The organism is Paucihalobacter ruber (assembly GCF_006494535.1).
Taxonomy (GTDB): domain Bacteria; phylum Bacteroidota; class Bacteroidia; order Flavobacteriales; family Flavobacteriaceae; genus Paucihalobacter; species Paucihalobacter ruber.
Genome location: NZ_VHIQ01000004.1, coordinates 1 through 23,775, shown reverse-complemented (window position 1 = coordinate 23,775; position 23,775 = coordinate 1). Strand labels below are relative to the sequence as shown.

Annotated in this window: 26 protein-coding genes and 1 tRNA gene; 22 read left to right on the top strand and 5 right to left on the bottom strand. The window is 36.8% G+C overall.

Features of this window, described 5'->3' with window-relative positions; translation table 11 throughout:
• Nucleotides 1-6: 6 nt before the first annotated feature.
• From FJ651_RS08905 to FJ651_RS08835, 15 genes are all read left to right on the top strand, one after another.
• The gene (locus FJ651_RS08905) at nucleotides 7-1,434 is read left to right on the top strand and encodes an SDR family oxidoreductase (protein ID WP_140990168.1); all 1,428 of its coding nucleotides are present in this window, start codon (nucleotides 7-9) and stop codon (nucleotides 1,432-1,434) included.
• Nucleotides 1,431-1,562 (top strand): DUF2256 domain-containing protein, encoded by a 132-nt coding sequence (locus FJ651_RS08900; RefSeq protein ID WP_140990167.1) that lies wholly within the window; start codon nucleotides 1,431-1,433, stop codon nucleotides 1,560-1,562. The genes FJ651_RS08905 and FJ651_RS08900 overlap by 4 nt, the downstream gene beginning before the upstream one ends.
• Entirely contained in the window at nucleotides 1,544-2,851 is a 1,308-nt protein-coding gene (locus FJ651_RS08895) for a DASH family cryptochrome (protein WP_140990166.1), read from the top strand. Before FJ651_RS08900 ends, FJ651_RS08895 begins: the two co-directional genes overlap by 19 nt.
• A 63-nt stretch (nucleotides 2,852-2,914) precedes the next feature.
• Nucleotides 2,915-3,739 carry a KilA-N domain-containing protein gene (locus tag FJ651_RS08890; RefSeq protein WP_140990165.1) on the top strand — a complete coding sequence of 275 codons (825 nt, stop codon included), beginning with the start codon at nucleotides 2,915-2,917 and terminating at the stop codon, nucleotides 3,737-3,739.
• Nucleotides 3,736-5,223, top strand: coding sequence for a cryptochrome/photolyase family protein (locus FJ651_RS08885; RefSeq protein ID WP_140990164.1), 1,488 nt, complete (start codon nucleotides 3,736-3,738; stop codon nucleotides 5,221-5,223). The genes FJ651_RS08890 and FJ651_RS08885 overlap by 4 nt, the downstream gene beginning before the upstream one ends.
• A complete protein-coding gene (locus tag FJ651_RS08880; protein ID WP_140990163.1) occupies nucleotides 5,213-6,703 on the top strand; it encodes a cryptochrome/deoxyribodipyrimidine photo-lyase family protein in 1,491 nt (496 codons plus the stop codon). Before FJ651_RS08885 ends, FJ651_RS08880 begins: the two co-directional genes overlap by 11 nt.
• 109 nt (nucleotides 6,704-6,812) lie before the next feature.
• A complete protein-coding gene (locus FJ651_RS08875) occupies nucleotides 6,813-7,241 on the top strand; it encodes a hypothetical protein (protein WP_140990162.1) in 429 nt (142 codons plus the stop codon).
• Nucleotides 7,238-7,513 carry a TIGR03643 family protein gene (locus tag FJ651_RS08870; RefSeq protein ID WP_140990161.1) on the top strand — a complete coding sequence of 92 codons (276 nt, stop codon included), beginning with the start codon at nucleotides 7,238-7,240 and terminating at the stop codon, nucleotides 7,511-7,513. The genes FJ651_RS08875 and FJ651_RS08870 overlap by 4 nt, the downstream gene beginning before the upstream one ends.
• A gap of 55 nt (nucleotides 7,514-7,568) precedes the next feature.
• Nucleotides 7,569-8,270, top strand: coding sequence for a GTP cyclohydrolase I FolE (gene folE / locus FJ651_RS08865; protein WP_140990160.1), 702 nt, complete (start codon nucleotides 7,569-7,571; stop codon nucleotides 8,268-8,270).
• Nucleotides 8,271-8,273: 3 nt separating this feature from the next.
• Complete coding sequence (locus FJ651_RS08860; RefSeq protein WP_140990159.1) at nucleotides 8,274-8,498, top strand: hypothetical protein; 225 nt, start codon at nucleotides 8,274-8,276, stop codon at nucleotides 8,496-8,498.
• A 73-nt stretch (nucleotides 8,499-8,571) separates the two neighbouring features.
• Nucleotides 8,572-9,255, top strand: coding sequence for an SDR family NAD(P)-dependent oxidoreductase (locus FJ651_RS08855; protein ID WP_140990158.1), 684 nt, complete (start codon nucleotides 8,572-8,574; stop codon nucleotides 9,253-9,255).
• A gap of 3 nt (nucleotides 9,256-9,258) precedes the next feature.
• Nucleotides 9,259-9,798: a glutathione peroxidase gene (locus FJ651_RS08850; protein WP_140990157.1), complete on the top strand. Its 540-nt coding sequence runs from the start codon at nucleotides 9,259-9,261 to the stop codon at nucleotides 9,796-9,798.
• Nucleotides 9,795-10,256 (top strand): TspO/MBR family protein, encoded by a 462-nt coding sequence (locus tag FJ651_RS08845; RefSeq protein ID WP_140990156.1) that lies wholly within the window; start codon nucleotides 9,795-9,797, stop codon nucleotides 10,254-10,256. Before FJ651_RS08850 ends, FJ651_RS08845 begins: the two co-directional genes overlap by 4 nt.
• A gap of 4 nt (nucleotides 10,257-10,260) precedes the next feature.
• A complete protein-coding gene (locus FJ651_RS08840) occupies nucleotides 10,261-10,731 on the top strand; it encodes an SRPBCC family protein (protein WP_140990155.1) in 471 nt (156 codons plus the stop codon).
• A gap of 9 nt (nucleotides 10,732-10,740) precedes the next feature.
• Entirely contained in the window at nucleotides 10,741-12,039 is a 1,299-nt protein-coding gene (locus tag FJ651_RS08835; RefSeq protein WP_140990154.1) for a cryptochrome/photolyase family protein, read from the top strand.
• A gap of 162 nt (nucleotides 12,040-12,201) precedes the next feature.
• On the opposite strand, the gene murA is transcribed toward FJ651_RS08835, so the two are convergent.
• From murA to FJ651_RS08820, 3 genes are all read right to left on the bottom strand, one after another.
• Nucleotides 12,202-13,509, bottom strand: coding sequence for a UDP-N-acetylglucosamine 1-carboxyvinyltransferase (gene murA, locus FJ651_RS08830; protein ID WP_140990153.1), 1,308 nt, complete (start codon nucleotides 13,507-13,509; stop codon nucleotides 12,202-12,204).
• A gap of 5 nt (nucleotides 13,510-13,514) precedes the next feature.
• The gene (locus FJ651_RS08825; protein ID WP_140990152.1) at nucleotides 13,515-14,153 is read right to left on the bottom strand and encodes a DUF4290 domain-containing protein; all 639 of its coding nucleotides are present in this window, start codon (nucleotides 14,151-14,153) and stop codon (nucleotides 13,515-13,517) included.
• Between the two features lie 78 nt (nucleotides 14,154-14,231).
• A complete protein-coding gene (locus tag FJ651_RS08820) occupies nucleotides 14,232-14,525 on the bottom strand; it encodes a DUF493 family protein (RefSeq protein WP_140990151.1) in 294 nt (97 codons plus the stop codon).
• Nucleotides 14,526-14,616: 91 nt separating this feature from the next.
• Here FJ651_RS08820 and FJ651_RS08815 point away from each other — a divergent pair, with 91 nt between their 5' ends.
• The 5 genes from FJ651_RS08815 to FJ651_RS08795 all read left to right on the top strand — a co-directional run bounded on the left by FJ651_RS08815 (nucleotide 14,617) and on the right by FJ651_RS08795 (nucleotide 19,157).
• Nucleotides 14,617-15,162, top strand: a complete 546-nt coding sequence (locus tag FJ651_RS08815) for an AAA family ATPase (protein WP_140990150.1) — start codon at nucleotides 14,617-14,619, stop codon at nucleotides 15,160-15,162.
• Nucleotides 15,159-17,060, top strand: a complete 1,902-nt coding sequence (locus FJ651_RS08810) for a RecQ family ATP-dependent DNA helicase (protein ID WP_140990149.1) — start codon at nucleotides 15,159-15,161, stop codon at nucleotides 17,058-17,060. The genes FJ651_RS08815 and FJ651_RS08810 overlap by 4 nt, the downstream gene beginning before the upstream one ends.
• A 2-nt stretch (nucleotides 17,061-17,062) precedes the next feature.
• Nucleotides 17,063-18,016, top strand: a complete 954-nt coding sequence (fmt, locus tag FJ651_RS08805) for a methionyl-tRNA formyltransferase (protein WP_140990148.1) — start codon at nucleotides 17,063-17,065, stop codon at nucleotides 18,014-18,016.
• A 189-nt stretch (nucleotides 18,017-18,205) separates the two neighbouring features.
• Nucleotides 18,206-18,478, top strand: coding sequence for an HU family DNA-binding protein (locus FJ651_RS08800; RefSeq protein ID WP_140990147.1), 273 nt, complete (start codon nucleotides 18,206-18,208; stop codon nucleotides 18,476-18,478).
• Between the two features lie 118 nt (nucleotides 18,479-18,596).
• On the top strand, nucleotides 18,597-19,157 hold the full coding sequence (locus tag FJ651_RS08795; RefSeq protein ID WP_140990146.1) for a YqgE/AlgH family protein: 561 nt from the start codon (nucleotides 18,597-18,599) through the stop codon (nucleotides 19,155-19,157).
• Here the strand turns inward: FJ651_RS08795 and FJ651_RS08790 are convergent.
• Both FJ651_RS08790 and FJ651_RS08785 read right to left on the bottom strand, forming a co-directional pair.
• Nucleotides 19,154-20,002 (bottom strand): aminotransferase class IV, encoded by an 849-nt coding sequence (locus FJ651_RS08790; RefSeq protein WP_140990145.1) that lies wholly within the window; start codon nucleotides 20,000-20,002, stop codon nucleotides 19,154-19,156. The genes FJ651_RS08795 and FJ651_RS08790 overlap by 4 nt on opposite strands.
• 56 nt (nucleotides 20,003-20,058) lie before the next feature.
• Nucleotides 20,059-20,451, bottom strand: a complete 393-nt coding sequence (locus FJ651_RS08785; RefSeq protein ID WP_140990144.1) for an START-like domain-containing protein — start codon at nucleotides 20,449-20,451, stop codon at nucleotides 20,059-20,061.
• Nucleotides 20,452-20,577: 126 nt separating this feature from the next.
• Between FJ651_RS08785 and FJ651_RS08780 the strand changes: the two genes are divergently transcribed.
• A tRNA-Met gene (locus FJ651_RS08780) sits at nucleotides 20,578-20,651 on the top strand.
• A gap of 471 nt (nucleotides 20,652-21,122) precedes the next feature.
• On the top strand, nucleotides 21,123-23,775 hold a 2,653-nt coding region (locus FJ651_RS08775; RefSeq protein WP_449406380.1), incomplete at its 3' end, for an HYR-like domain-containing protein.

Here is a 23,775-nt window from a genome sequence, read left to right as displayed (position 1 = left end):
CAACCAATGAGAATATTAGTAACAGGAGCAACTGGATATATTGGCAAAAGAATTATTCCGCTTTTGTTACAAGAAGGTCATACCGTAATTTGTGCGGTAAGAGACATTCCAAGAGTAAAACAATTATTTAAAGACCAAGAAGATATTGAATTAGTTGAGGCCGACTTTTTAAAAGCCGATACGCTAAAGAACCTTCCAAAAGATATTGATGCCGCTTATTATCTCATTCATTCTATGAGTAATTCGGCTAAGGAATTTCATGTACTGGAAGAAAAATGCGCATTCAATTTTAAACGTTATGCCGAAAGCACTCGGGTAAAACAAGTTATTTATTTAAGCGGCATTACCAATGATACCAAACTCTCAAAGCACCTGCTGTCGAGGAAAAATGTAGAAGAGCAATTACAGTCTCATCACTATGCCTTAACTGTTTTTAAAGCCGGTATTATAGTCGGTTCTGGTAGTGCATCGTTTGAAATCATCAGGGATTTGGTTGAAAAATTACCATTTATGATTGCTCCAAAATGGCTTAACACCAAAACACAACCCATTGGCGTTAGGGATGTTTTAAGCTTTTTAACCAAAGCCCTTGGCAGAGAAGACCTATACAACCAAAGTTATGATATTTTTGGCCCCAACGTTCTTACCTACAAAGAAATGCTGCTTCAGTTTGCTGAAACACGCGGCTTAAAACGCTATATTTTAACAGTTCCGGTAATGACACCGAGGTTATCCTCGTACTGGCTGTATTTTGTAACCTCAACTTCGTACAAACTGGCGGCTTCACTTGTAAATAGCATGGGTGTTGAAGTGATTGGAAACCCAAGTGATATCAATTCAAAATTGGAAATTGAACCCATGTCTTACAAAAAAGCGGTAAGTCTGGCCTTCGTAAAAATAGAACAGAATAGTATTATTTCCAGCTGGAAGGATTCTTACATCAGCAGCGGAAAGTTAAAAAATTACGTTCATACCTTTATCAATGTTCCTACTTACGGTTGTTTTAAAGATTTTAAATCCAGACCTGTTAAAAACACCAATAAAGTCATTGATAAAATTTGGGCAATTGGTGGCGATACCGGTTGGTATTACGGAACTTTTCTGTGGAAAATTCGCGGATTCATGGACCAGTTTTTTGGTGGCACAGGTTTACGTAGAGGAAGAAGACATCCAAACGAACTAAATGCAGGAGATGCTCTAGACTTCTGGCGAGTTATTTACGCCAATAAGGAAAAACAAAAATTATTGCTCTACGCTGAAATGAAATTACCGGGAGAAGCCTGGCTGGAGTTTAAAATAGAAGATAACATATTATATCAAACCGCCACATTTAGACCTAAGGGATTGGCTGGACGACTTTATTGGTATGCTGTAACGCCTTTTCATTGGTTTGTTTTTGATGGTATGATCAATGCTATCGTAAAAGAAAAATGATTAAGAAACAACAGCTTCCACAGAAAATATGTCCCGTATGTCATCGACCTTTTTCATGGCGCAAAAAATGGGAGAACAATTGGGAAGAAGTTAAATATTGCAGTGAAAAATGCAGAAGAAACAAATAAAACATCTGGTTTGGTTTAGAAATGATTTAAGGATAAATGACAACGAGGTTTTAACCGAAGCAGCGCACAACACTCATAGTTTATTAGCCGTATACTGTATCGATCCCAGGCAATTTGAAACTGACCCATTCGGATTTAAAAAAACCGAAAACTTTAGAGCAAAGTTCTTATTGGAAACCCTGGTTAACCTGAAACACAATTTAAAAACTCAAGGTGTTTCTCTATTGGTTTTTCTCGACAAACCCGAAGATATTATTCCCGAACTGTGCGAAGCATATGGTATTGAAAGCATTTTCTTCCAAAAAGAGTGGACTTTTGAGGAACGAGAAGTTGAAAATCAACTACAAAAACAACTCCAATCTCACGTAACACTAGTTAGTTTGTTTAACCAGTTTTTATATCAACCAGATGATATTAAAATGGATTTTCAGGAAATTCCGAATGGGTTCACCGTTTTTAGAAAGCATGTTGAAAAACAAAGTACAGTGCGTCCTGCAGTTGAAACACCAATGTTTTCAAAAGACAATTTAATCGAAAATGATGCTGATATTCCTTCTTTGGAAGACTTGGGTTTCGAAGATTTTGAAACACATCCCAACTCGGCTTTTCCATTTAAAGGCGGCGAAACCGAAGCTATCAATCGATTAAATGATTATTTTTTTCAAACCAAAAAGTTAGGGGTTTACAAAAAAACTCGTAACGGACTTATTGGCACAGATTACAGTTCAAAATTTTCGGCATGGTTGGCCAATGGCAGTATATCGGCTAGAACTATTTTTTGGAATGTAAAGCGTTTTGAAAAAGAACATTTTAAAAACGATTCTACTTATTGGCTCATTTTTGAGTTAATCTGGCGCGACTATTTTAAATACGTGTCGCTTAAGCATGGCGATGACATCTTTAAATTGGGAGGTATTTTAAACGTTAATTACGATTGGTACCATCACGAAAAAGACATTAACAACTGGATTAACGGCCAAACAAAAGAACCATTTGTCAACGCCAATATGCTAGAGTTAAAACATACCGGTTGGATGAGCAATCGCGGTCGACAAAACGTAGCTTCGTACTTTGCCAAAACACTCAAGTTAGATTGGCGCATTGGTGCCGCCTATTTTGAATCGCTCCTACTCGACTACGATGTTCACAGTAATTATGGCAACTGGATGTATGTAGCCGGCGTTGGGAACGACCCGCGAGACCGCGTTTTTAATGTGCAACTTCAAGCCAATAACTACGACCCGCATGGGAAGTATCAGCGTATTTGGTTACAAGAAACTTTGTTTTGAAGTAATTGACAATTAATAATTAAACAAGGTTTTTTAAATTTACTATTCTTAAAAATAGTATTCATGACAAAAAATAAAAATATTACAGTTAAAGGAACAGAAATTAGAATTTACAAAGGAGCGGTAGACGACTATATATCGCTCACAGACATTGCCAAATATAAAGATTCAGCACAAACCGATGACATTATTAAAAACTGGTTACGCAACAGAAACACTATAGAATTACTTGGTTTTTGGGAACAGATGTATAATCCCAATTTTAAACCCGTCGAATTCGACGGGTTTAGAAAACAAGCAGGTCTCAATAGCTTTGTTCTTACACCAAAACGTTGGATTGAAACCACAAATGCTATTGGTATTATATCAAAATCAGGCAGATATGGTGGTACTTTCGCTCATAAAGATATTGCATTTGAGTTTGCCTCATGGATTTCTATAGAATTCAAATTATATGTAATTAAAGAATTTCAACGCCTCAAACAAGAAGAAAACAACCGCCAAAAACTTGACTGGAATTTACAACGCACATTAGCCAAAGTAAACTATACTATTCATACTGATGCAATTAAAGAAAGACTAATTCCAGAGAGACTTACTGCCAAACAGACCTCATTAGTATATGCATCAGAAGCCGATTTACTAAACATGGCACTATTTGGAAAAACAGCTGCTGAATGGCGAATTAGAAACTCTGAAGCTAAAGGTAACATTCGCGATGAAGCTACATTAGAGCAATTGGTAGTTCTTTCAAACTTAGAAAGCATTAACGCTGTCTTAATTCGTCAAGGAATTTCACCGACTGAACGTTTACAACAATTAAACAATATTGCTATTACCCAAATGACTTCATTGGTTCAAAATGCAAACTTGAAAAAACTAAAATGACAATAGCTAACCTCATCTTTCCACATCAATTATTTAAAGAGTCGCCTTTGTTTAAGGCTGAAGGCGACCTGTATTTGGTTGAAGTGGATTTGTTTTTCACACAGTATAAGTTTCATAAGCAAAAAATCGCATTCCACCGAAGCAGTATGAAACAATATGAAGCATTTTTGAAAGAAAAGGGTATAAAAACGCACTACATTGAGGCTGTTTCAGAACTTTCGGATGTGCGGCTTTTATTACGAAATTTGAAGGAATATGGCCTTGAACAAATCAACTACATAGATCCAACCGACGATTGGTTGAGCAGGCGATTAATTTCAGCAGCTGCAAAAAATGAAATAATTTTAAACAAGTTTGAAAATCCGTTGTTTATCAACACTACTGCAGATTTATCAGGTTTTTTCCAACCCAAAAAAAAGAAATTTTTTCAAACAGCCTTTTACAAAGACGAGCGCCTACGATTGGTTTTATTGATAACTGCAAATTCACAACCCGAAGGCGGTAAATGGACTTATGATGACGAAAACCGTAAAAAATATCCTGCCAAACAGACGCCGCCAAATATAGAATTTCCTGAGGTTGACAGCCATTATGAAGAAGCCGTTAATTATGTGGATCAATATTTTAGTAGTCATTTTGGCAAAATTGGCAAAACGCCTTTATATCCCACCAATTTTAGTACAGCACAAGACTGGTTTGATCAATTTTTAAAACATCGTTTTAAAGAATTTGGTCCTTATGAAGATGCCATCGTTAAAGAAGAAATTATCCTCAATCACAGTTTACTGTCACCATTGATCAACGTTGGCTTGTTAAGCCCAAAATACGTGGTAGAAACGACCATTGAATTTGCTGAAAAGCACAATATTCCTCTAAATTCTACTGAAGGATTTGTAAGGCAAATTATTGGATGGCGCGAATTTATAAGAGGTATCTATGAGGTGAAAGGTCGGGAAGAACGCACTAAGAATTTCTGGAACTTTAAACGCAAAATTCCAAAGTCATTTTACGATGGCTCCACTGGAATTGAACCCGTTGACGACAGTATTAAAAAAGTACTTAAAACAGGTTACACACATCACATTGAACGATTAATGATACTCGGCAATTTTATGCTGTTGTGCGAATTTGATCCTGACGAAGTGTACCGATGGTTTATGGAAATGTACATTGATGCCTATGACTGGGTAATGGTGCCTAATGTTTATGGCATGAGCCAGTTTGCCGATGGCGGACTCATGTCTACCAAACCTTATATAAGTGGTAGCAATTATGTTATAAAAATGAGTAATTATAAAAAAGGAGCTTGGCAAGATGTTTGGGACGGTTTATTCTGGAACTTTATGGATAAAAACCGTGAATTTTTCCTGAGCAATCCCAGATTGGGCATGTTGATAAGAACTTTTGATAAAATGTCTAAAGACAAGCAGTTGAATCACCTAAATAATGCGCAAAGATTTCTAAAAACATTAGATGAACAGTAGCAAACAAAACATATCACTAGTTTGGCTGAAGAGAGACTTAAGATTGCATGATAATGAGGCTGTTTACAATGCCTTGCAATCTGGTAACAAGGTTTTGCTGTTGTATGCTTTTGAAGACATGCTACTTAACGACGAACATTACAGCCAACGTCACTGGGATTTTGTTGAAGAGTCTTTACGCGATTTAAACGAACGACTTAAAGTTCATAACAGTAAAATACTGGTGGTGAAGAGCGATGTCATGGCAGCCATCAATCAGCTACTTCAATTTTATAAAATAGATGCAGTATATTCACACCAGGAAACCGGTATTAAAGTAACCTACGACAGAGACAAAGCCTTTGAGCGTTATTGTAAAAACAGTTTAATCACCTGGCATCAAAATATTAATAATGGTGTTGTTAGAGGTTTAAAAAACCGCGTTCAATGGTTCGAAAGTTGGGACGATTACATGAGTAAACCTCAAATAGAATTTCATCCAAAACCTGAACAATTACTACCAATTTCACAGGTCGAACAACTTGAAAACTATTTCTATATACCTAATTTAACTACTAACAGTGCATCTCCATTTCAAAAAGGCGGTACTACTACAGGATTAAAATATGCAAAAAGTTTTTTTGACGAGCGACATAAAAATTACATGTTTCATATTTCAAAACCTGAACTGGCACGCAGAAGTTGCAGCAGGCTTTCACCCTATTTAGCTTGGGGCAATTTAAGCGTTAGGCAAGTGTATCAGCATGCGCAGGCGACCAAAAATCGAGACAACGCCAGACACATCGCTGCATTTGCCTCAAGATTGCGTTGGCAAGCACATTTTATTCAAAAGTTTGAAATGGAGTGCAGTATGGAATTTGTAAGTATCAACAAAGCCTATCAGAAACTTAAGAAAAGTATTTCGCTTCAATATCAAGAAGCTTGGCGAGAAGGCCAAACCGGTTTTCCATTGGTAGATGCCAGCATGCGATGTTTAAAGGAAACAGGTTATCTCAATTTTAGAATGCGCGCATTAGTGGTGTCATTCTTTACCCATTGCCTATGGCAACCATGGCAGGACGCTTCAAAACATTTATCGCGCATGTTTTTAGATTTTGAACCCGGCATTCACTATCCACAGTTACAAATGCAGGCCGGCGAAACTGGCATTAACACCTTGCGCATTTATAATCCCATTAAAAATAGTCAGGAGCACGACGCCGAAGCAGAATTTATTAAACGTTGGGTGCCGGAGTTAAAAAATCTGCCCATTGCCTTTATCCACGAGCCTTATTTGTTAACGCCATTAGAAGAAAAACTCTTCAATTTTACTTTAGGTGAAGACTATCCAAAACCCATTGTAAACCTTCAAAAAACAAGAAAAAAAGCTTCGGATGTGCTTTGGAACATGCAAAAACAAAACGATGTTAAAACAGAAAGTCTTCGGATTTTAAAAAAGCACACACTGTCAAATCGAAGCAGAATGTTGAAAAGTGATTAAATATTCATTTTTATTTCTAATCCAATCAAAAAAATCAAACTGTTAATTATTGTTTAATCTTTCCGTTTAAACATTAAACATTTTTTATCTTTGAGTAGAAATTAAAATAATGGTTCTAGATACAACTTACAACAACAAGGAACACGATAATTTAATTAACGATATCGTAGGGAGACCTTATTCATTTATTCAGTCGATTAAAATGGGTGGTACAGGCTCGAAACGCATGATGATTGAAGAGGTTAGTCCGAATTTTCAATCATACATGAACACTGTTTCCGATATCAATTATGGCAATATTGAAATGAGACCTAATGGTGTTCTATTACATATTAATAAAGGTTTAAAAAATTTCACCTGGGTTATTCCATTTTATCAACTGGTAATTTATAAAACCAACGGAGCCAGTATTCACGCGCAAGGCAGATTCGTGAGGTTTAGAAATAACAAATTGTTCAAAGAAAACAAAAGTTTTTTCAGTAAGTTGTTAGATGCAAAGGTTAATTACGACTTACAATACGAGATGCCTCATATATGAAGCATTTAAATCCAGAACAAATTGATCGGATAATTGAAATGGCATGGGAAGATCGCACACCCTTCGATGCTATTTTACTTCAGTTTAATTTGAAAGAACAAGAAGTTATTAACTTAATGCGGCGTGAAATGAAACCGGGCAGTTTCAAATTATGGCGAAAAAGAGTTAGCGGAAGAAAAACAAAACATGCAAAACTTAGAAATTTTACCGAAGGTAGATTTAAGTGTAGCAGACAAAAGAGTATATCAAACAACTCCATTTCAAAACGATGAATCGTGCTTTGCTTTAAGATTGGAGTCCTTAAAGACAGCACACAAAAAAGACACTATGAACACAGAAAAATTAGTAGTACCAAAAAAAGTAAACGGCAGTAAATTAAATGGATTTTCACTAGAGGAAATTGGTGATGATCACCTTTACACCGGGTTAGAAACTCCCATGAAAGCTGACGCTTTTAAAATGTCTGATGCCGAAAAAAAAGAACGTATCTCCATACTGTTTAGAGAAATTATGGAAGTTATGGGCTTAGATCTTAACGATGATTCACTGCAAGGCACTCCAGACCGCGTTGCCAAAATGTATATCGACGAAATTTTCTCTGGATTAAATCCAAAGAATAAACCGAAAGTGGCGCTATTCGATAATAAATATCAGTACAATCAAATGCTGGTAGAAAAGAATATCACTTTCTATTCTAATTGCGAACATCACTTTGTGCCGATTATTGGAAAAGCACATGTGGCTTATATTTCTTCGGGTAAAGTGATTGGTTTATCTAAGTTAAACCGAATTGTACAATTCTATGCTAAGCGTCCGCAAGTACAAGAACGTTTAACCAATCAAATTGGGACAGATTTACAGGAAATTTTAGGCACAAAAGATGTTGCGGTTATCATCGATGCCAAACACCTTTGTGTGTCGTCAAGAGGCATTAAAGACGATACTTCAGCAACGGTTACCACATTCTATGGTGGTGCATTTAACAATGCTGAAAAAATAAGAGAATTGCAAAGTTATATAAATGATTAAGTTATGGAACTAATTGCTAAAGCTCAAGAGTTTGAGCAAAGAAAGTTTAAGTTTAAAACTACCAGCGACCGCATTGTGGCTGCCAGAGAAGCAAAAGATTTAATTTTGAGCTTAAACGAAATTTACAAGAAAAAGAAAGATCAAAAAATAATGGACCTGATGAAACGTCTGACAGCGGTAAAACAAAAAATCGAAAAAAGGCTCAAAGGTGTTCCATTAAACGCTTAAAAATCAAAGCCAAAGTCTTTCTCTACGAAACCTTTGGCTTTTTTTAAAATTATAAACAACTAAATTATAACAAATGCAAACGTACATAGTAATTGGCGGCAGCAAAGGTATTGGAAATGCCATCGTCAAGTCGCTTTTAACCGAACATAAAGTCGTAAATATCAGCCGAACTGAACCTTCAGAAAGTCACGTAAACTTAACGCACTATACCTGTGATGTTTTATCAGATGAGTTACCCGAAATTTCAGAAGCAGACGGTTTGGTTTATGCACCGGGAAGTATCAATTTAAAACCTATCAACCGTTTGAGTGTTGAAGATTTTCAAAGTGATTTTAACATCAATGTGATTGGAGCTGTTAAGGCTATTCAGCAATATTTACCGGTATTAAAAAACGGTCATAACCCATCTATTTTACTTTTTAGTACAGTAGCAGCGAAATTAGGGATGCCTTTTCACGCCAGTGTAGCGGCGGCTAAATCGGCCGTTGAAGGTTTAACCAAATCATTGGGAGCTGAACTGGCACCAACCATAAGAGTTAACGCTATTGCGCCAACTGTAACCAATACCGACTTGGCTTCTAAGTTACTGCGCAACGACAAAATGATTGAAAACATGAACGAGCGCCACCCAATGAAAACCTTCCTACAACCGGAAAACGTTGCCGATATGGCATACTTTTTACTATCAGACAAAGCTTCGAAAATATCGGGACAGATTTTCGAGTTAGATTGCGGTATCGTAAGTTTTAAATTATAGATTATGAACCCATTTAAAATATTTGCCAATACTTTGTTTCAAAACAATAACTCACCCGAAACTCCACCTAAATCGCCTTTTTACGATGTTGAAATAAACAGTCTTCAAGGACAAGCGATTCAGCTTTCAGAATTTAAAGGAAAATTCATCCTCATTGTTAACGTAGCCTCTAAATGCGGATTCACCCCGCAATACAAAGATTTAGAAAAACTATATCAAACCTATCAAGACAAGTTGGTGGTCATTGGCGCACCTTGCAATCAATTTGGCAATCAGGAACCGGGCAGTGCCGGTGATATTCAAGAATTTTGCGAGCGTAACTACGGTGTTTCATTTATCATTACCGAAAAACTCGATGTAAAAGGCAGTAATCAGCACCCGCTTTACAAATGGCTCACCAATAAATATCTAAATGGTAAAAAAGATAGTAGTGTTAAGTGGAATTTTCATAAATTTTTGATCAATCCAGAAGGAAATTTGGTAGATTCGTATGGTTCAATGACGAACCCTATGAGTTCAAAAATAACAAAACACTTAAAATGAAATTTGGCTACTTAATAATTCTCTTTCTTATTTTAAATTTTGGAGGTCTAGCCATCGGAAGTTGGTTGATGGGAGAAGGTCCAAGCTCAAATTGGTACCTCAATCTTAATAAAGCACCATGGACACCGCCGGGATGGGTTTTTGGCGCAGCGTGGACGCTCATCATGATTTGTTTCTCGTTGTACTTGGCCTACTTTTTTAAAGCCGAAATTAATAACTTTAAAATCGGTTTATTCGTCGTTTTATGGCTGTTGAATGTCAGTTGGAATTATATCTTTTTTAATCAATACCAAATACTTACTGCTTTAGTCGTAATTATTGCTTTAACGCTGGTCATTTTGTTTTTAAGCCTTTTTTATATATCTGAGTTTAAATACAAACAATTGCTTTTAGCACCTTACGCCATTTGGTTAATAATTGCCTGCTCATTGAACGCTTACGCTTACTTTTATAATTAATAAAATGTCTTTATACTGTTTACACGCCACCCAAAAATTACCTATCAGCTTGGAAGAAGCCTGGGAGTTTTTATCAAATCCGGCAAATCTCAAGGTCATTACTCCTGAATATATGACCTTCAAAATCATTTCTGGAGCAGACAGACCAATGTATGCCGGACAAATGATTGAATACATTGTAACACCGCTTTTGGGTATCAAAACCAGTTGGGTAAGCGAAATCACCCATGTTGAAGCTCTCAAATATTTTGTTGACGAGCAGCGCTTTGGTCCTTATGCTTTGTGGCATCATCAGCATTTTATAAAAGAAATTGAAGGCGGCGTTGAAATGGAAGACTTGGTGCATTACAAGATACCTTTCGGATTCTTAGGAAAGTTGGTACATCCTTTTTTAGTGAAACCAAAATTAGAAGAAATATTCAATTACAGAACACAAGCCCTTGAAGCTAAATTTGGAAAATACACTTTAAAATAACGATTTAGAATGCAGGAAATCAATATTTTTTGGTTCAGAAGAGATTTAAGACTTGAGGACAACGCCGGATTATTTCATGCCTTCAATGAAAAATTACCGGTCTTGCCCATTTTTATTTTTGATGAAGATATTCTTAACAAGCTACCCAAAAACGATAGTAGAGTAAATTTTATTCACGATACACTTTCAAACATTAACAACCAACTTAAAAAACACACTAGTGGTATATCTATTTTCCATGGAAAACCGTTAGATGTTTTTAATAGATTAGTTCATCAATATGCTGTTAAAACAGTATTTACCAACCGAGATTACGAACCCTACGCGACCGAGCGTGACAACTCAATTTCTGAATTTCTTAAGTCAAGAAACATAGCTTTTAAAACGTTTAAAGACCAGGTGATTTTTGAAAAAAATGAGGTTGTGAAAAACGATGGCAAACCTTACGTTGTTTACACGCCATACTCCAGAAAATGGCTTGAATTATTTAGTGCAGACCACGTTAAACCTTTTAATTCTGAAGGTTTATTAAATCATTGTTTTAAAGATGACAATTTACCTTTTTTAAGTCTTAGCGATATTGGGTTCGTACCGTCTCCAATTAAGGTCGCTAACTTCCAAATTGATAATTCACTTATCGACGATTACGAAGCCACACGAAATTTCCCGGCTAAAGACGAAACCTCGCGTGTTGGTCCGCATTTGAGATTTGGAACTGTTAGTGTGAGAAGATTGGTGGAAAAAGCATCGATACGACAAAACCAAACCTATTTAAAAGAATTGATTTGGCGAGAATTTTTTATGCAGATATTATGGCATTTTCCAAATACATCTCATAAAAGTTTCAAACCCCAATACGACAGGATTGAATGGCGTAACAACGAAGAAGAATTCAAAAAATGGTGTGATGGCAATACCGGTTATCCGTTAGTAGATGCCGGAATGCGACAACTCAACGAAACAGGTTTTATGCATAATCGCGTAAGGATGTTAGTTGGAAGCTTTTTATGTAAACATTTGTTAATTGACTGGCGTTGGGGTGAAGCCTACTTCGCCGAAAAATTACACGATTACGAAATGGCCAGTAATGTTGGTAACTGGCAATGGGTTGCAGGTTGTGGTGTAGATGCTGCGCCTTACTTCAGAATTTTTAATCCAACTACACAAATCGATAAATTCGATAAAGAACACAAATACATCAATAAGTGGGTAAAAAACTTGAACAGTTTAGACTATCCAACACCCATTGTAGACCATAAAATGGCACGGGAACGATGTTTACAAGTTTACAAAACTGCAGTTTCTTAAATTTTTTCTAAAATATTTTAGAACTCACACAATAAAGAAATAATACTATCGTTAGAGGTTTAATGTAGTTGCGTATTATTTGAGAAGTTCTTTGCAGCTACACCATGTAACCATTCCATAAACAAGTTTGAAAAGCTCTGAAAATCAGAGCTTTTCTGATGTCTATATCCGTTCTATTTTGGCGCCAATGGCCCGTAAACGCTCATCAATACGCTCGTAGCCACGATCTATTTGTTCAATATTGTGAATAATAGAAGTGCCTTTTGCAGATAGTGCTGCAATCAATAACGATATTCCGGCTCTAATATCGGGCGAGGTCATGGTAGTGGCTTTTAACTGCGATTTAAAGTTATGCCCGATAACCGTAGCACGGTGCGGATCGCATAAAATAATTTTAGCCCCCATATCTATTAATTTATCCACAAAGAACAATCTGCTTTCAAACATTTTTTGATGCACCAGTACTTCACCTTCGGCTTGGGTGGCTATTACCAAAACTATACTTAATAAATCCGGCGTAAATCCCGGCCATGGCGCATCGGCAACGGTTAAAATAGATCCGTCAATAAACTTCTGAATTTTATAACCGTTGGCATGTGCGGGAACATGAATGTCGTCTCCTTTCTGCTCAACGGTGATGCCTAGTTTTCTGAAAACATTGGGTATTTGACCTAAATCTTTCCAGCTAACATCTTTAATGGTCAATTCACTTTTGGTCATGGCTGCCAATCCAATCCAGCTGCCAATTTCTATCATGTCGGGTAGCATCGTGTGAGTGGTACCGCCCAACTTTTCAACACCTTCAATAATTAGCAAGTTAGAACCAACGCCCTTTATTTCGGCGCCCATTCTTATGAGCATATTACAAAGTTGCTGTAAATAAGGTTCGCATGCCGCATTATAAATGGTTGTGGTGCCTTTGGCCAAAACAGCCGCCATTACAATATTGGCGGTTCCGGTTACCGAAGCTTCATCGAGTAACATATAAGTGCCCGTGAGTTGCTTGGCTTCTACCCCGTAAAAGTGTTCTTCCCGGTTGTATCTAAAACTGGCACCCAATCTAATAAAACCTTCAAAGTGGGTATCTAATCTGCGTCGGCCTATTTTGTCTCCTCCGGGTTTAGGAATGTAACCCTTACCGAATCTTGCTAATAACGGACCAACAATCATAATAGAACCGCGTAAACTGCCACCGTCTATTTTAAATTGTTCAGACTCCAGATATTCTAAATTGATGTCATCTGCCTGAAAAGAATAAGCATTAGCTCCTACCGAAGCTACTTTTACGCCTAACTTTTGAAGAAGCGCAATTAGTTTATTAACATCAACTATATCAGGGATGTTGTGGATGGTTACCTTTTGGTCGGTAAGTAAAACAGCACACAAAATTTGTAGTGCTTCATTTTTGGCGCCTTGCGGTTTGATACTACCTTTTAATTGATGCCCGCCTTCAATTTTAAACGTTCCCATAAATTTTAATAGCGCTTTCGGTTGGTGCGATTAGTGTGTTGTGTTCTTTTACTTTTCTTGGTGTATTTTTTTCTGGTTTTTAACAGGCTGTTGGCATCGCTTAAATCGTCAAAAGAAGATTTAAGGGTTAATTGATTGTTAGACAACTCTGCTAAATGCGCTAAGATTACATCGTCTTCAACGGTATCTTTATTCCAGTTTAAAAAGCACTTTTTCATGTGGTTGGCTATGGTGTAAACCAAAGCGTCCTTTAAATCGCCTTCTTCCCAGGTAATGGCCACGTCTATCATTGTTTTAATATTGTTTCCGTAAAAACGATATTTAGGATGATTTTGCGGATATGGCAACCGTTCAGGTCTGCGAAATAATTCTTCTCTATCGGGAATTGGATATGGCGAATCTACATCCAAATCAAAATCGGCTATGATAAACAGCTGATCCCATAATTTATGCTGAAAATCTGGCACGTCTCTTAAATGCGGCTGTAAATTGCCCATCACGGCAATAATTGACTTTGCCACCTTGTTGCGCTCTTCACGAGATTCGATGGCTTTGGCGTAATTAATCATCTTCTGGAGATGTCTGCCGTATTCGGGAATGATTAAATGTTCGCGCTCTGTATTGTATTCTAAATTGTCTGTCAAAATAATTTAATTGATGATTTACTATGAAGTTTTACTATTGTTTGCAAAGTAAAAATATTTGTGTTCGAAACCAAACATTTATAACGAAATAACACCTTCTACCTTTTCTGCTACTTGTTTGTACTTATCTATCACGGCATCAGGATCTTTCATTTTCACATTAATAGAAAGACTGGTATAATTGCCCTTTTTTGAGGGTTTAGTTTCAATTACAGCACCTAAATTATCAAATATGGTATTGATTTGATTCACTTTTACCGCATCAGATTTAATGATGAATTTAAACAAGTACGGCGAAGGCCACATAGAAGTATCCTGAAGTTGTTTTTTTAGTTTTTCGTAAAATGCGTCTTCTTGTTGGTTGTCGCTCATTTTTCGGGAATTTTTATGTTTACAAAGATACATTAATTCACATTTTTAATTTCGTTTAATAATTACGATTTTTACACCTAATTTAGATTTCTTGCAGACAAAAAAAATTGTAATTACAGGTGGTCCCGGAACCGGAAAGTCTTCGGTGATCAATGAATTGATCAAAAGAGGCTTCTTTTGTTTAGAAGAAATTTCGCGACAAATCACTAGGGAAGCTAGAAAAGATGGCACCGAACAGCTATTTTTAACAAATCCGTTATTGTTTAGCGAAAAAATTATCAATGCCAGACAGCAACAGTATTTACAGGCCACAAATAGCAATTTACCTTTAGTGTTTTTTGATCGAGGCATGCCCGATGTGTTGGCCTATATGGATTTTATTGGAGATAGATACCCATCTGCATTTAATGATATTTGCCTCAATCATTATTACGACGAAGTATTTGTACTAGCGCCCTGGAAAGAAATTTTTAAAAGCGATGCCGAGCGATATGAAAACTTTGAACAGGCTATACAAATTCACGATTATTTGTTACAGACCTATCAAAAATTCAATTACAAATTAATCGATGTGCCATTTGCACCGGTTAATGCGCGTGTAGACTATATTTTAAATGAGGTTGAAAATCTAAAATGAGTCACCCCATCAACATATTAGAGCGTTACTGGCAACATACTTCTTTCAGACCATTTCAGGAAGACATTATCGAAGCGGTTTTAAACAATAACGATGTATTGGCCATACTGCCAACCGGCGGTGGTAAATCGGTTTGTTTTCAAATTCCGGCGCTGATTAAACCCGGAATATGTATTGTGATTTCACCATTAGTGGCCTTAATGAAAGATCAGGTAAACGATTTAAAATCAAAAGGTATCAAAGCCATGGCCATCACCGGTGGTATTAGTTACAACGATTTAGATACCATGCTCGACAATTGTATTTATGGCAACTACAAATTTTTGTATTTGTCTCCCGAAAGACTTCAGCAAAGCCTTGTAAAAGAAAGGATTCAGCAAATGAACGTCAATTTAATAGCCGTAGACGAAGCGCATTGCATTTCGCAATGGGGACACGACTTTAGGCCAGCTTATAAGCACATTCGCACCTTAAGAGAATTACAACCAAGCGTTAACGTTATTGCCTTAACTGCTACGGCCAAGTCAATTGTTGCTAATGAAATTATTAGCGATTTAGATATGTTAGATGCACAAGTGTTTAAGGCATCTTTTGAACGCCAAAATATTGCATACCACAATGTTTTTACAGAAGACAAGTATTACCATTTAGAACGCATTTTAAAACAGGAACCAGGCGCGGGCATTATCTATGTTAGAAGTCGAAGAGCCAGCGTTGAAATATCTCATTTTTTAAACACCTGTGGATTTAAAAGTTCGTTTTTTCACGGTGGATTAACCAAAGACGAAAAGCAAAACCGACTCACAAACTGGTTAAACGATACCACTCCGATGATGGTAGCTACCACAGCTTTTGGCATGGGTATCAACAAAGCCAATGTGCGCACCATCATTCATTTTAACCTACCCGAAAGTATAGAAAGTTACTATCAGGAATCAGGTAGGGCCGGCAGAGATGGCAAAGCATCTTCGGCGTATATTTTGATAAAAAAAGACGACGATGCACATCTAAAAAAGCAATTTTTAAGCAATCTTCCCGATACCAACTTTTTAAAGTTAGCTTACAAAAAGCTGAATAATTATTTCGGAATTGCCTATGGCGAAGGTCAGGAAACCTCGCATTATTTTAACTTTTTAGAGTTTTGTAACACCTATCAACTTCCAACCGAGGTGACCTTTAACGCTTTTAAAATATTCGATAAACACAGTATTATTAGTTTTAATCAGGAATTTAATCACCAATGTAAAGTACAGGTAATAGTTACCAGTAATGCTGTTTTTTCATATCTGCAAAAACAACCACAGCAATCGCTTGTACTAAAAGCTTTATTAAGAACCTATGGCGGTATTTTTGATTTTGATACACAAATAAATCCGGGTTTAATTGCTAAAAAAATAGAATTAAGTCAAGATGCCTTATTGAAGCATTTAAGTATTTTAGAAAAAGACGGTATCATTAATTTAACCCAGCAAAAAACAGATGCCGAAATCACTTTTTTAGTACCTCGTGAAGATGATATCACCATTAATATGATTGCTAAGGACGTTGAAGCCCAGCACAATGTTAAACGAGAACAGATAGAAGCTGTTATTAGTTATGTGTTTAATCAAAGTGAATGTTTAAATCTTCAACTCTTGGCCTATTTTGGCGAAAAGGAAACGAAAACTTGTGGGAAATGTTCGGTTTGCTTGCAAAAAATAACGGCTAGGGATACATCACAACCTTTAGAAGTGCTCAAAGAAATTACGGTTTTGCTCAAAGGCGAATCGCTAAGTTCTAGAGCTATTTCAACCCGGTTAAATTATTCAAATCAAATCATAATTAATGCCTTACGCCTTGGTTTGGAGTTAAATTTATTAACCATCACTTCAGAAAACACGTATCAAATAATTAAATAACCATGACCAAAAGAGATTTACGTATTGTTTTTATGGGCACGCCCGATTTTGCACTGGCAAGTCTTAAAGCCTTAATCGATGCCGGTTATAACATTGTTGGTGTTATTACGGCACCCGACAAACCGGCGGGACGAGGCCAAAAACTACAGCAATCTGCCGTAAAGGTTTATGCGGTTGAAAAAGGGTTAGAAGTTTTACAACCTATCAATCTTAAAGACGAGGTGTTTTTAAACACACTCCGTAGTTTAAAGGCCAATTTACAAATTGTAGTGGCTTTTAGAATGCTGCCTGAGGCTGTTTGGCGCATGCCGCAATACGGTACTTTTAATTTACATGCGTCGTTGTTACCCCAATACAGAGGTGCTGCACCCATACATTGGGCCATTATAAATGGTGAAACAAAAACCGGTGTCACCACTTTTTTCATAGATGAAAAAATTGATACAGGCGCTATTATCGCATCAAAAAGTGTAAACATTGCACCCGATGAAACGGTTGGGATGCTGCACGATCAACTAATGACCTTGGGTAGCCAATTAGTCCTTGAAACCGTTGAACTCATTGAAAATAATAAAGTTCAAACTACCATTCAGCCTGCATCGGCAGAATTAAAAACAGCTTACAAACTCAATAAAGACAATTGTAAAATTGACTGGGAAGCCGATATTGATACCATATATAACAAAATACGCGGATTAAATCCGTTTCCATCGGCCTGGACTACCTTGCACAACTCTGATGAGAAACTGGATATTAAAATTTTTGATATTGAAAAAGAATTAACACAGCATCAAAAAACTATTGGTACTGTTCTTACAAATAAGTCTAATTTAAAAATTGCGGTTAAAGGCGGTTACATCATCATCAAAACCATTCAATTTCCAGGAAAGAAAAAAATGGACGTTCAGGCATTGCTAAACGGCTATAAATTCTATGATGAAGCTTTCGTTCGCTAAGTGCTGATTTCATTGTGGTTTTATAGAATTTCGATGAAATGCACTTCTTTATTAACATTTCTTTAAAGTTATTAACAAATATTCGAAAAACCCTTGTTATTACTTGTATAGCAACATTTTCCGTATAAATTTGTAGATGTTTAAACATCAACGTTTACATCAACATTTTAATAACTAAAATTTAAGTTTATGAACAAAACAGATTTAATCAATGGAATGGCAGAGCATGCAGGTATCACTAAAGCCGCTGCCAAAAAAGCATTAGATGCGCTTTTAATTGACATAGAAGGTGCGCTTCAAAAAGGTAACCGTGTTTCTTTAGTAGGTTTCGGTTCTTGGTCGGTTTCTAAAAGAGCTGCCAGAGAAGGAAGAAATCCACAAACCGGAAAAACCATCAAGATTAAAGCTAAAAATGTTGTGAAATTTAAAGCGGGAGCTGATTTAACTAACGCTATTAACTAATAAGCATTTAAAGAATAATTCAAAAGCCTGCTTTAAAAGCGGGCTTTTTTGTTTACTTTCAGAATAATTTATTGGTTTTTAAAAAAATAAGTTTTAAATTTAGTTAAAATCTATCGTTATGAGTTCAGTCAGAATTATAAAAGGAGATTTACTTATTGCAGAACCCGCTATCTTGGGTGATGTCACCTTTAACAGATCGGTGATTATTCTGGCCGATACCAATCCCACAGGTGCCATAGGTTTTATATTAAATAAACCATTAGACTTTACGCTGAAAGATGTTTTAAAAAATACGTCTTCAGATTTTATCATTTACAATGGCGGACCGGTAGAACAAGACAATCTTTATTTTATTCATAACAAGCCCAATTTAATACCCGATAGTATTGAAATATCTAAAGGTATGTACTGGGGTGGCGATTTTGACACTACTTTGGCATTGATCAACAGCCACAGTTTGACTAAACACGATATCAGATTCTTTTTAGGTTATTCAGGCTGGGAAGAAAATCAGCTTAAAGATGAAATTGATGCCAATACCTGGCTGGTAACACCTAACATTTACGAATCAAAACTTATTGAAAGTTGCGACAGCGGTATCTGGAAACAGAAAATGCTGGAATTAGACGAACGCTACAGTATTTGGTCTAATGCACCGGAACATCCCAGTTACAATTAAGTCTGTAAGCCCAATTGGCTGTTTAAAAGTGTTACTATTTCCCTTGAAATTTCATTAGCATATCCCTTTTTACGATAGTTGGTGATGGGTACAATCCCTTGTATCACGTTGGTGTAAAAAAGTTCATCTGCTTTTTGAAGTTCAAAAGTTGAAATAGATTCTTCCGCAACTGTATAGGTATCATGATTTTTAAGCAAACTTAAAATTTGCTTTCTTAAAATACCGTTGAGACAACCATCAAATAAGGGTGGTGTTTTAATAGTAGTGCCTTCAATTAAAAAAACATTACCGTTTAAACATTCTACCACATTTTTAGCGTTGTTTAAAAGTAAACAGTTATCCAAATCGTTTTCCTGAGCGTAGATACTTCCCAAAATTTGAATCATTTTATTGGCCGATTTTAAGGTAGACAGTAAACTTTCGTTCACAAAAAAATCTTTAAACAAATCAACCCGGCAGGTTTTTGCTTCGTCAATACTATAACTATCTGAATTCAGTAAAAAAGCCGAAATGCTGTAGTTAATCTTTTTATTGGTAGGTAAATAATTACCACCTTCTCCCCTGTCTATAGTCAATCTTACACGTGCCGATTTTTTATCCAGTCCGTTGGCCTGAAGGGTTTTAAAAATTTCTTCCTGAAGAAATTCCATGGTAAAGGTCATAGGTATTTCCATTCTCAATATACGCATGGAAGCCATTAATCTAAAGTAGTGATCTTCCCAAAACTGTGGTGTACCGTTTATGCATTTAATAGTTTCGAAGAGACCATCCCCAAATTTGTAAGCTCTGTTTTCTATTGAAAGTAATGCCTGATTTGGCTGAATTGTACCGTTAAAATTCACCATAAAAAATCCCGATTTAAAAATCGGGACAAATATAATTTATAAAAAAGCCAATGCTGTTAAGCCGAGCCTAAAACTTGTTTTAAATCTGAAATTTGGTTGGTCCAAAGCATCTTGGATTCGTCTATTTCGTCTTCATCGGCATAGTCTGTTACGATGAGAGAGACATCTTTGGTAATTTCATCTACCTGAATTCTTATTTCAAAATAATAAGCATGGCCTTCTTCTTCATCAAAGAGCCATCTAAATTTGACGCGTTCACCCGACTTTTTGCTGAGCAACTTGGCTTGTTCTTCGCTGTCGTCCCAGAAGAAAGTAAAGATTTCACCTCTGGAATTAACATTATCAGAAAACCACTCCGATAACCCCGAAGGTGTTGATAAATACTGATATAACAGTTGTGGTGAGGCTTGAATTGGAAATTCAATTTCAAATTTTATTTTTTCTTCCATACACTTTTTCATTAAAGTGCTCAATATATACATTAATTGTTGAGTTTAAAACTTATTTTAAAAAATTATTTTAAAGAGTGATGTTTGTAAGCATTAAATTTGTTGCTATATTTGCAACCCTAAAATGGCGAGGTAGCTCAGCTGGTTAGAGCGTCGGATTCATAACCCGGAGGTCGCGGGATCGTGCCCCGCTCTCGCTACAGTTAAAAACCCTGATAAAAATTTCAGGGTTTTTTTGTGCCCTAATTTCAAGTTTCCTTTAAAAATATTAAAATATCTAACACCCGACAGTAAAATAAAATTTAGTGTGTTTGCAAGATGTAAAGCTTCCCATTTTAGATGTACTACGAGCTAAATCTCAAACCAAATATTGCATAATCTTCCCTATGTGAAGGCTTCTAGTAATGTGCTTAATTCATCGTCAAAAGGCTACACTTCAACTATGCTTTATAAGAATTTTCCTGTAAGAATTTTCCATTATAAATGCCTGAAAATATGATTATTACACCTCGTAGTTTATTTAGGTATTTTAACGATTATTTTAATCAAAAGACTGAATTAGATTTACTTTTGACCTATCCCTTATACGATTATTAATAGCACTTAATTAATCCATTGTACTAGCAACCTAAATAAATTGGGTTGCTTAAAACGTTTAAATGGTTTTCAATATGAGGAATAAAATTACTTTTTTAGCATTACTTCTAATTACAGGATTGGTGGTTGCAGCAACCTCCGGTTTATTTAAAGAACTTATAGATTTAGAGAATAACTCCGGTTTCCGTTACATTAGTCATGTATTACAACCCAAAACTGATAACGATTCCGGCAATAATCCTTTTGCGGAAGACGACAAGCTAAGTGAATATGCCGGTAACGCGGTTAATACCGGTAATCCTGAGACTAAAATGGGCCCGGCAGAGGTTAATTATAACGAACTCCTCACTCCGATTGATGAGGCTGAGGATGGGAATTTTGAAAGAGGTGAAGACGCTGGTTTGTTAGCAGGAGATTCTGGGATTTTCGAAAGTTATATTATTCTTGATACAGGTTCTGGAAATCAATTCTATGACTTACAGGCAGCGACTGCTAATCCTGATTTTACAGCGTTTTCAAGTACATTTTCACAGTCAAATCAACTAATTTTAAAAGGTGCTCAAAATAAGACATTCAAATGCAATGGTGACGACATACTAAATGGTTGGCTTAACTATCGTATTTATCTTCAAACTAATACCAGCCCTCCATCATTTAATTCAATTAATTTGCCATTCAAAGAAAATATCGTCGGGGCTGGTGATGGATGTCAAGACCAAGAATGGGAATTAAGTGATGGAACCAATGACTTAAGAAATGGCTTACCTTCAGGAGATTATTACTTGGAGGTTTACACGCATGCAGACTTTACATATGAAGATCCACCAGGTACTACTGTAGTTCCTGACTTTCCACATACAGCAAACAACGGTGGAAATAACTATAGAGCTACTTTTAGAGCTGATAATCCGCCTGTGGCAGTTTGTCAAGACAGAACAATTACACTTGATGCCTCAGGAAATGTTAATATTGTTGCTGAAGATATAGATAATGGAAGTTCTGATGATTTTGACACTCCTACATTAAGTATCGATATAACCTCATTCAATTGTAGCAATCTCGGACCTAATACTGTAACACTAACTGTTACTGATTCTTTAGGCCAAACGGATAGTTGTACTGCTGTTGTGACGGTGGTGGATGATTTGGCACCAATTGCGGATGTGGCTACACTTACTGATGTTACCGCACAGTGTGAAGTGACTGCTTTAACTGCTCCAACTGCTACTGATAATTGCGTTGGAACGGTAACAGCTACACATAATGCTACTTTACCGATAACTACACAAGGTACAACAGTTGTTACATGGACGCACAATGACGGTAACGGGAATACTTCAACTCAAACTCAGAACGTAGTTATTGATGATATTACAGCTCCAGTGGCTGATCTTGCTACTTTAAGTGACGTTACTGCCGAATGTGAGGTCACTGCTTTAACTCCTCCAACTGCCACGGATAACTGCGGTGGTGTGGTTACTGTTTCTCATAACGCTACTTTACCAATAACTACACAAGGTACAACTGTTGTTACATGGACTTATGAAGACGTAAACGGGAATACTTCGCAGCAAACTCAGAACGTAGTTATTGATGATATTACAGCTCCAGTAGCTGATCTTGCTACTTTAAGTGACGTTACTGCCGAATGTGAAGTCACTGCTTTAACTCCTCCAACTGCCACGGATAACTGCGGTGGTGTGGTTACTGTTTCTCATAACGCTACTTTACCAATAACTACACAAGGTACAACAGTTATTACATGGACGTATAATGACGGTAACGGGAATACTTCTACTCAAACTCAGAATGTGGTAATCGATGATACTACTGCCCCGGTTGCGGATGTGGCTACCTTACCTGATGCAACGGGAGAGTGTTCGGTTACTGTCACTGCTCCAACAGCTACTGATAACTGCGAAGGAACGATCACTGCAACGACTACTAATCCGTTAACTTATAGCGTACAGGGAACCTACACCATCACTTGGACTTACAATGATGGTAACGGGAATACATCAACACAAACACAAACAGTGATTGTTGATGATACCACTGCACCGGTTCCAGATGTGGCTACCTTACCTGATGCAACAGGAGAGTGTTCGGTTACTGTCACTGCTCCAACAGCTACTGATAACTGCGAAGGAACGATCACTGCAACGACTACTAATCCGTTAACTTATAGCGTACAGGGAACCTACACCATCACCTGGACTTACGATGATGGTAACGGGAATACATCAACACAAACACAAACAGTGATTGTTGATGATACCACTGCACCGGTTCCAGATGTGGCTACCTTACCTGATGCAACAGGAGAGTGTTCGGTTACTGTCACTGCTCCAACAGCTACTGATAACTGCGAAGGAACGATCACTGCAACGACTACTAATCCGTTAACTTATAGCGTACAGGGAACCTACACCATCACCTGGACTTACGATGATGGTAACGGGAATACATCAACACAAACACAAACAGTGATTGTTGATGATACCACTGCACCGGTTCCAGATGTGGCTACCTTACCTGATGCAACGGGAGAGTGTTCGGTTACTGTTACTGCGCCAACCGCTTCTGATAACTGCGAAGGAACTATCACTGCAACGACTACTAATCCGTTAACTTATAGCGTACAGGGAACCTACACCATCACTTGGACTTACAATGATGGTAACGGGAATACATCAACACAAACACAAACAGTGATTGTTGATGATA

Excerpts from the sequence above, each read along its gene's own strand:
- FJ651_RS08855 (WP_140990158.1), top strand. The coding sequence starts at position 8,572 with ATGCAAACGTACATAGTAATTGGCGGCAGCAAAGGTATTGGAAATGCC.
- FJ651_RS08835 (WP_140990154.1), top strand. The coding sequence starts at position 10,741 with ATGCAGGAAATCAATATTTTTTGGTTCAGAAGAGATTTAAGACTTGAG.
- FJ651_RS08905 (WP_140990168.1), top strand. The coding sequence starts at position 7 with ATGAGAATATTAGTAACAGGAGCAACTGGATATATTGGCAAAAGAATT.
- FJ651_RS08880 (WP_140990163.1), top strand. The coding sequence starts at position 5,213 with ATGAACAGTAGCAAACAAAACATATCACTAGTTTGGCTGAAGAGAGAC.
- FJ651_RS08870 (WP_140990161.1), top strand. The coding sequence starts at position 7,238 with ATGAAGCATTTAAATCCAGAACAAATTGATCGGATAATTGAAATGGCA.
- FJ651_RS08790 (WP_140990145.1), bottom strand. The coding sequence starts at position 20,002 with ATGGTGAATTTTAACGGTACAATTCAGCCAAATCAGGCATTACTTTCA.
- FJ651_RS08885 (WP_140990164.1), top strand. The coding sequence starts at position 3,736 with ATGACAATAGCTAACCTCATCTTTCCACATCAATTATTTAAAGAGTCG.
- FJ651_RS08860 (WP_140990159.1), top strand. The coding sequence starts at position 8,274 with ATGGAACTAATTGCTAAAGCTCAAGAGTTTGAGCAAAGAAAGTTTAAG.
- FJ651_RS08845 (WP_140990156.1), top strand. The coding sequence starts at position 9,795 with ATGAAATTTGGCTACTTAATAATTCTCTTTCTTATTTTAAATTTTGGA.
- FJ651_RS08890 (WP_140990165.1), top strand. The coding sequence starts at position 2,915 with ATGACAAAAAATAAAAATATTACAGTTAAAGGAACAGAAATTAGAATT.
- FJ651_RS08875 (WP_140990162.1), top strand. The coding sequence starts at position 6,813 with ATGGTTCTAGATACAACTTACAACAACAAGGAACACGATAATTTAATT.
- folE (WP_140990160.1), top strand. The coding sequence starts at position 7,569 with ATGAACACAGAAAAATTAGTAGTACCAAAAAAAGTAAACGGCAGTAAA.
- FJ651_RS08895 (WP_140990166.1), top strand. The coding sequence starts at position 1,544 with ATGCAGAAGAAACAAATAAAACATCTGGTTTGGTTTAGAAATGATTTA.
- FJ651_RS08785 (WP_140990144.1), bottom strand. The coding sequence starts at position 20,451 with ATGGAAGAAAAAATAAAATTTGAAATTGAATTTCCAATTCAAGCCTCA.
- fmt (WP_140990148.1), top strand. The coding sequence starts at position 17,063 with ATGACCAAAAGAGATTTACGTATTGTTTTTATGGGCACGCCCGATTTT.
- FJ651_RS08840 (WP_140990155.1), top strand. The coding sequence starts at position 10,261 with ATGTCTTTATACTGTTTACACGCCACCCAAAAATTACCTATCAGCTTG.
- FJ651_RS08795 (WP_140990146.1), top strand. The coding sequence starts at position 18,597 with ATGAGTTCAGTCAGAATTATAAAAGGAGATTTACTTATTGCAGAACCC.
- murA (WP_140990153.1), bottom strand. The coding sequence starts at position 13,509 with ATGGGAACGTTTAAAATTGAAGGCGGGCATCAATTAAAAGGTAGTATC.
- FJ651_RS08810 (WP_140990149.1), top strand. The coding sequence starts at position 15,159 with ATGAGTCACCCCATCAACATATTAGAGCGTTACTGGCAACATACTTCT.
- FJ651_RS08900 (WP_140990167.1), top strand. The coding sequence starts at position 1,431 with ATGATTAAGAAACAACAGCTTCCACAGAAAATATGTCCCGTATGTCAT.
- FJ651_RS08820 (WP_140990151.1), bottom strand. The coding sequence starts at position 14,525 with ATGAGCGACAACCAACAAGAAGACGCATTTTACGAAAAACTAAAAAAA.
- FJ651_RS08850 (WP_140990157.1), top strand. The coding sequence starts at position 9,259 with ATGAACCCATTTAAAATATTTGCCAATACTTTGTTTCAAAACAATAAC.
- FJ651_RS08800 (WP_140990147.1), top strand. The coding sequence starts at position 18,206 with ATGAACAAAACAGATTTAATCAATGGAATGGCAGAGCATGCAGGTATC.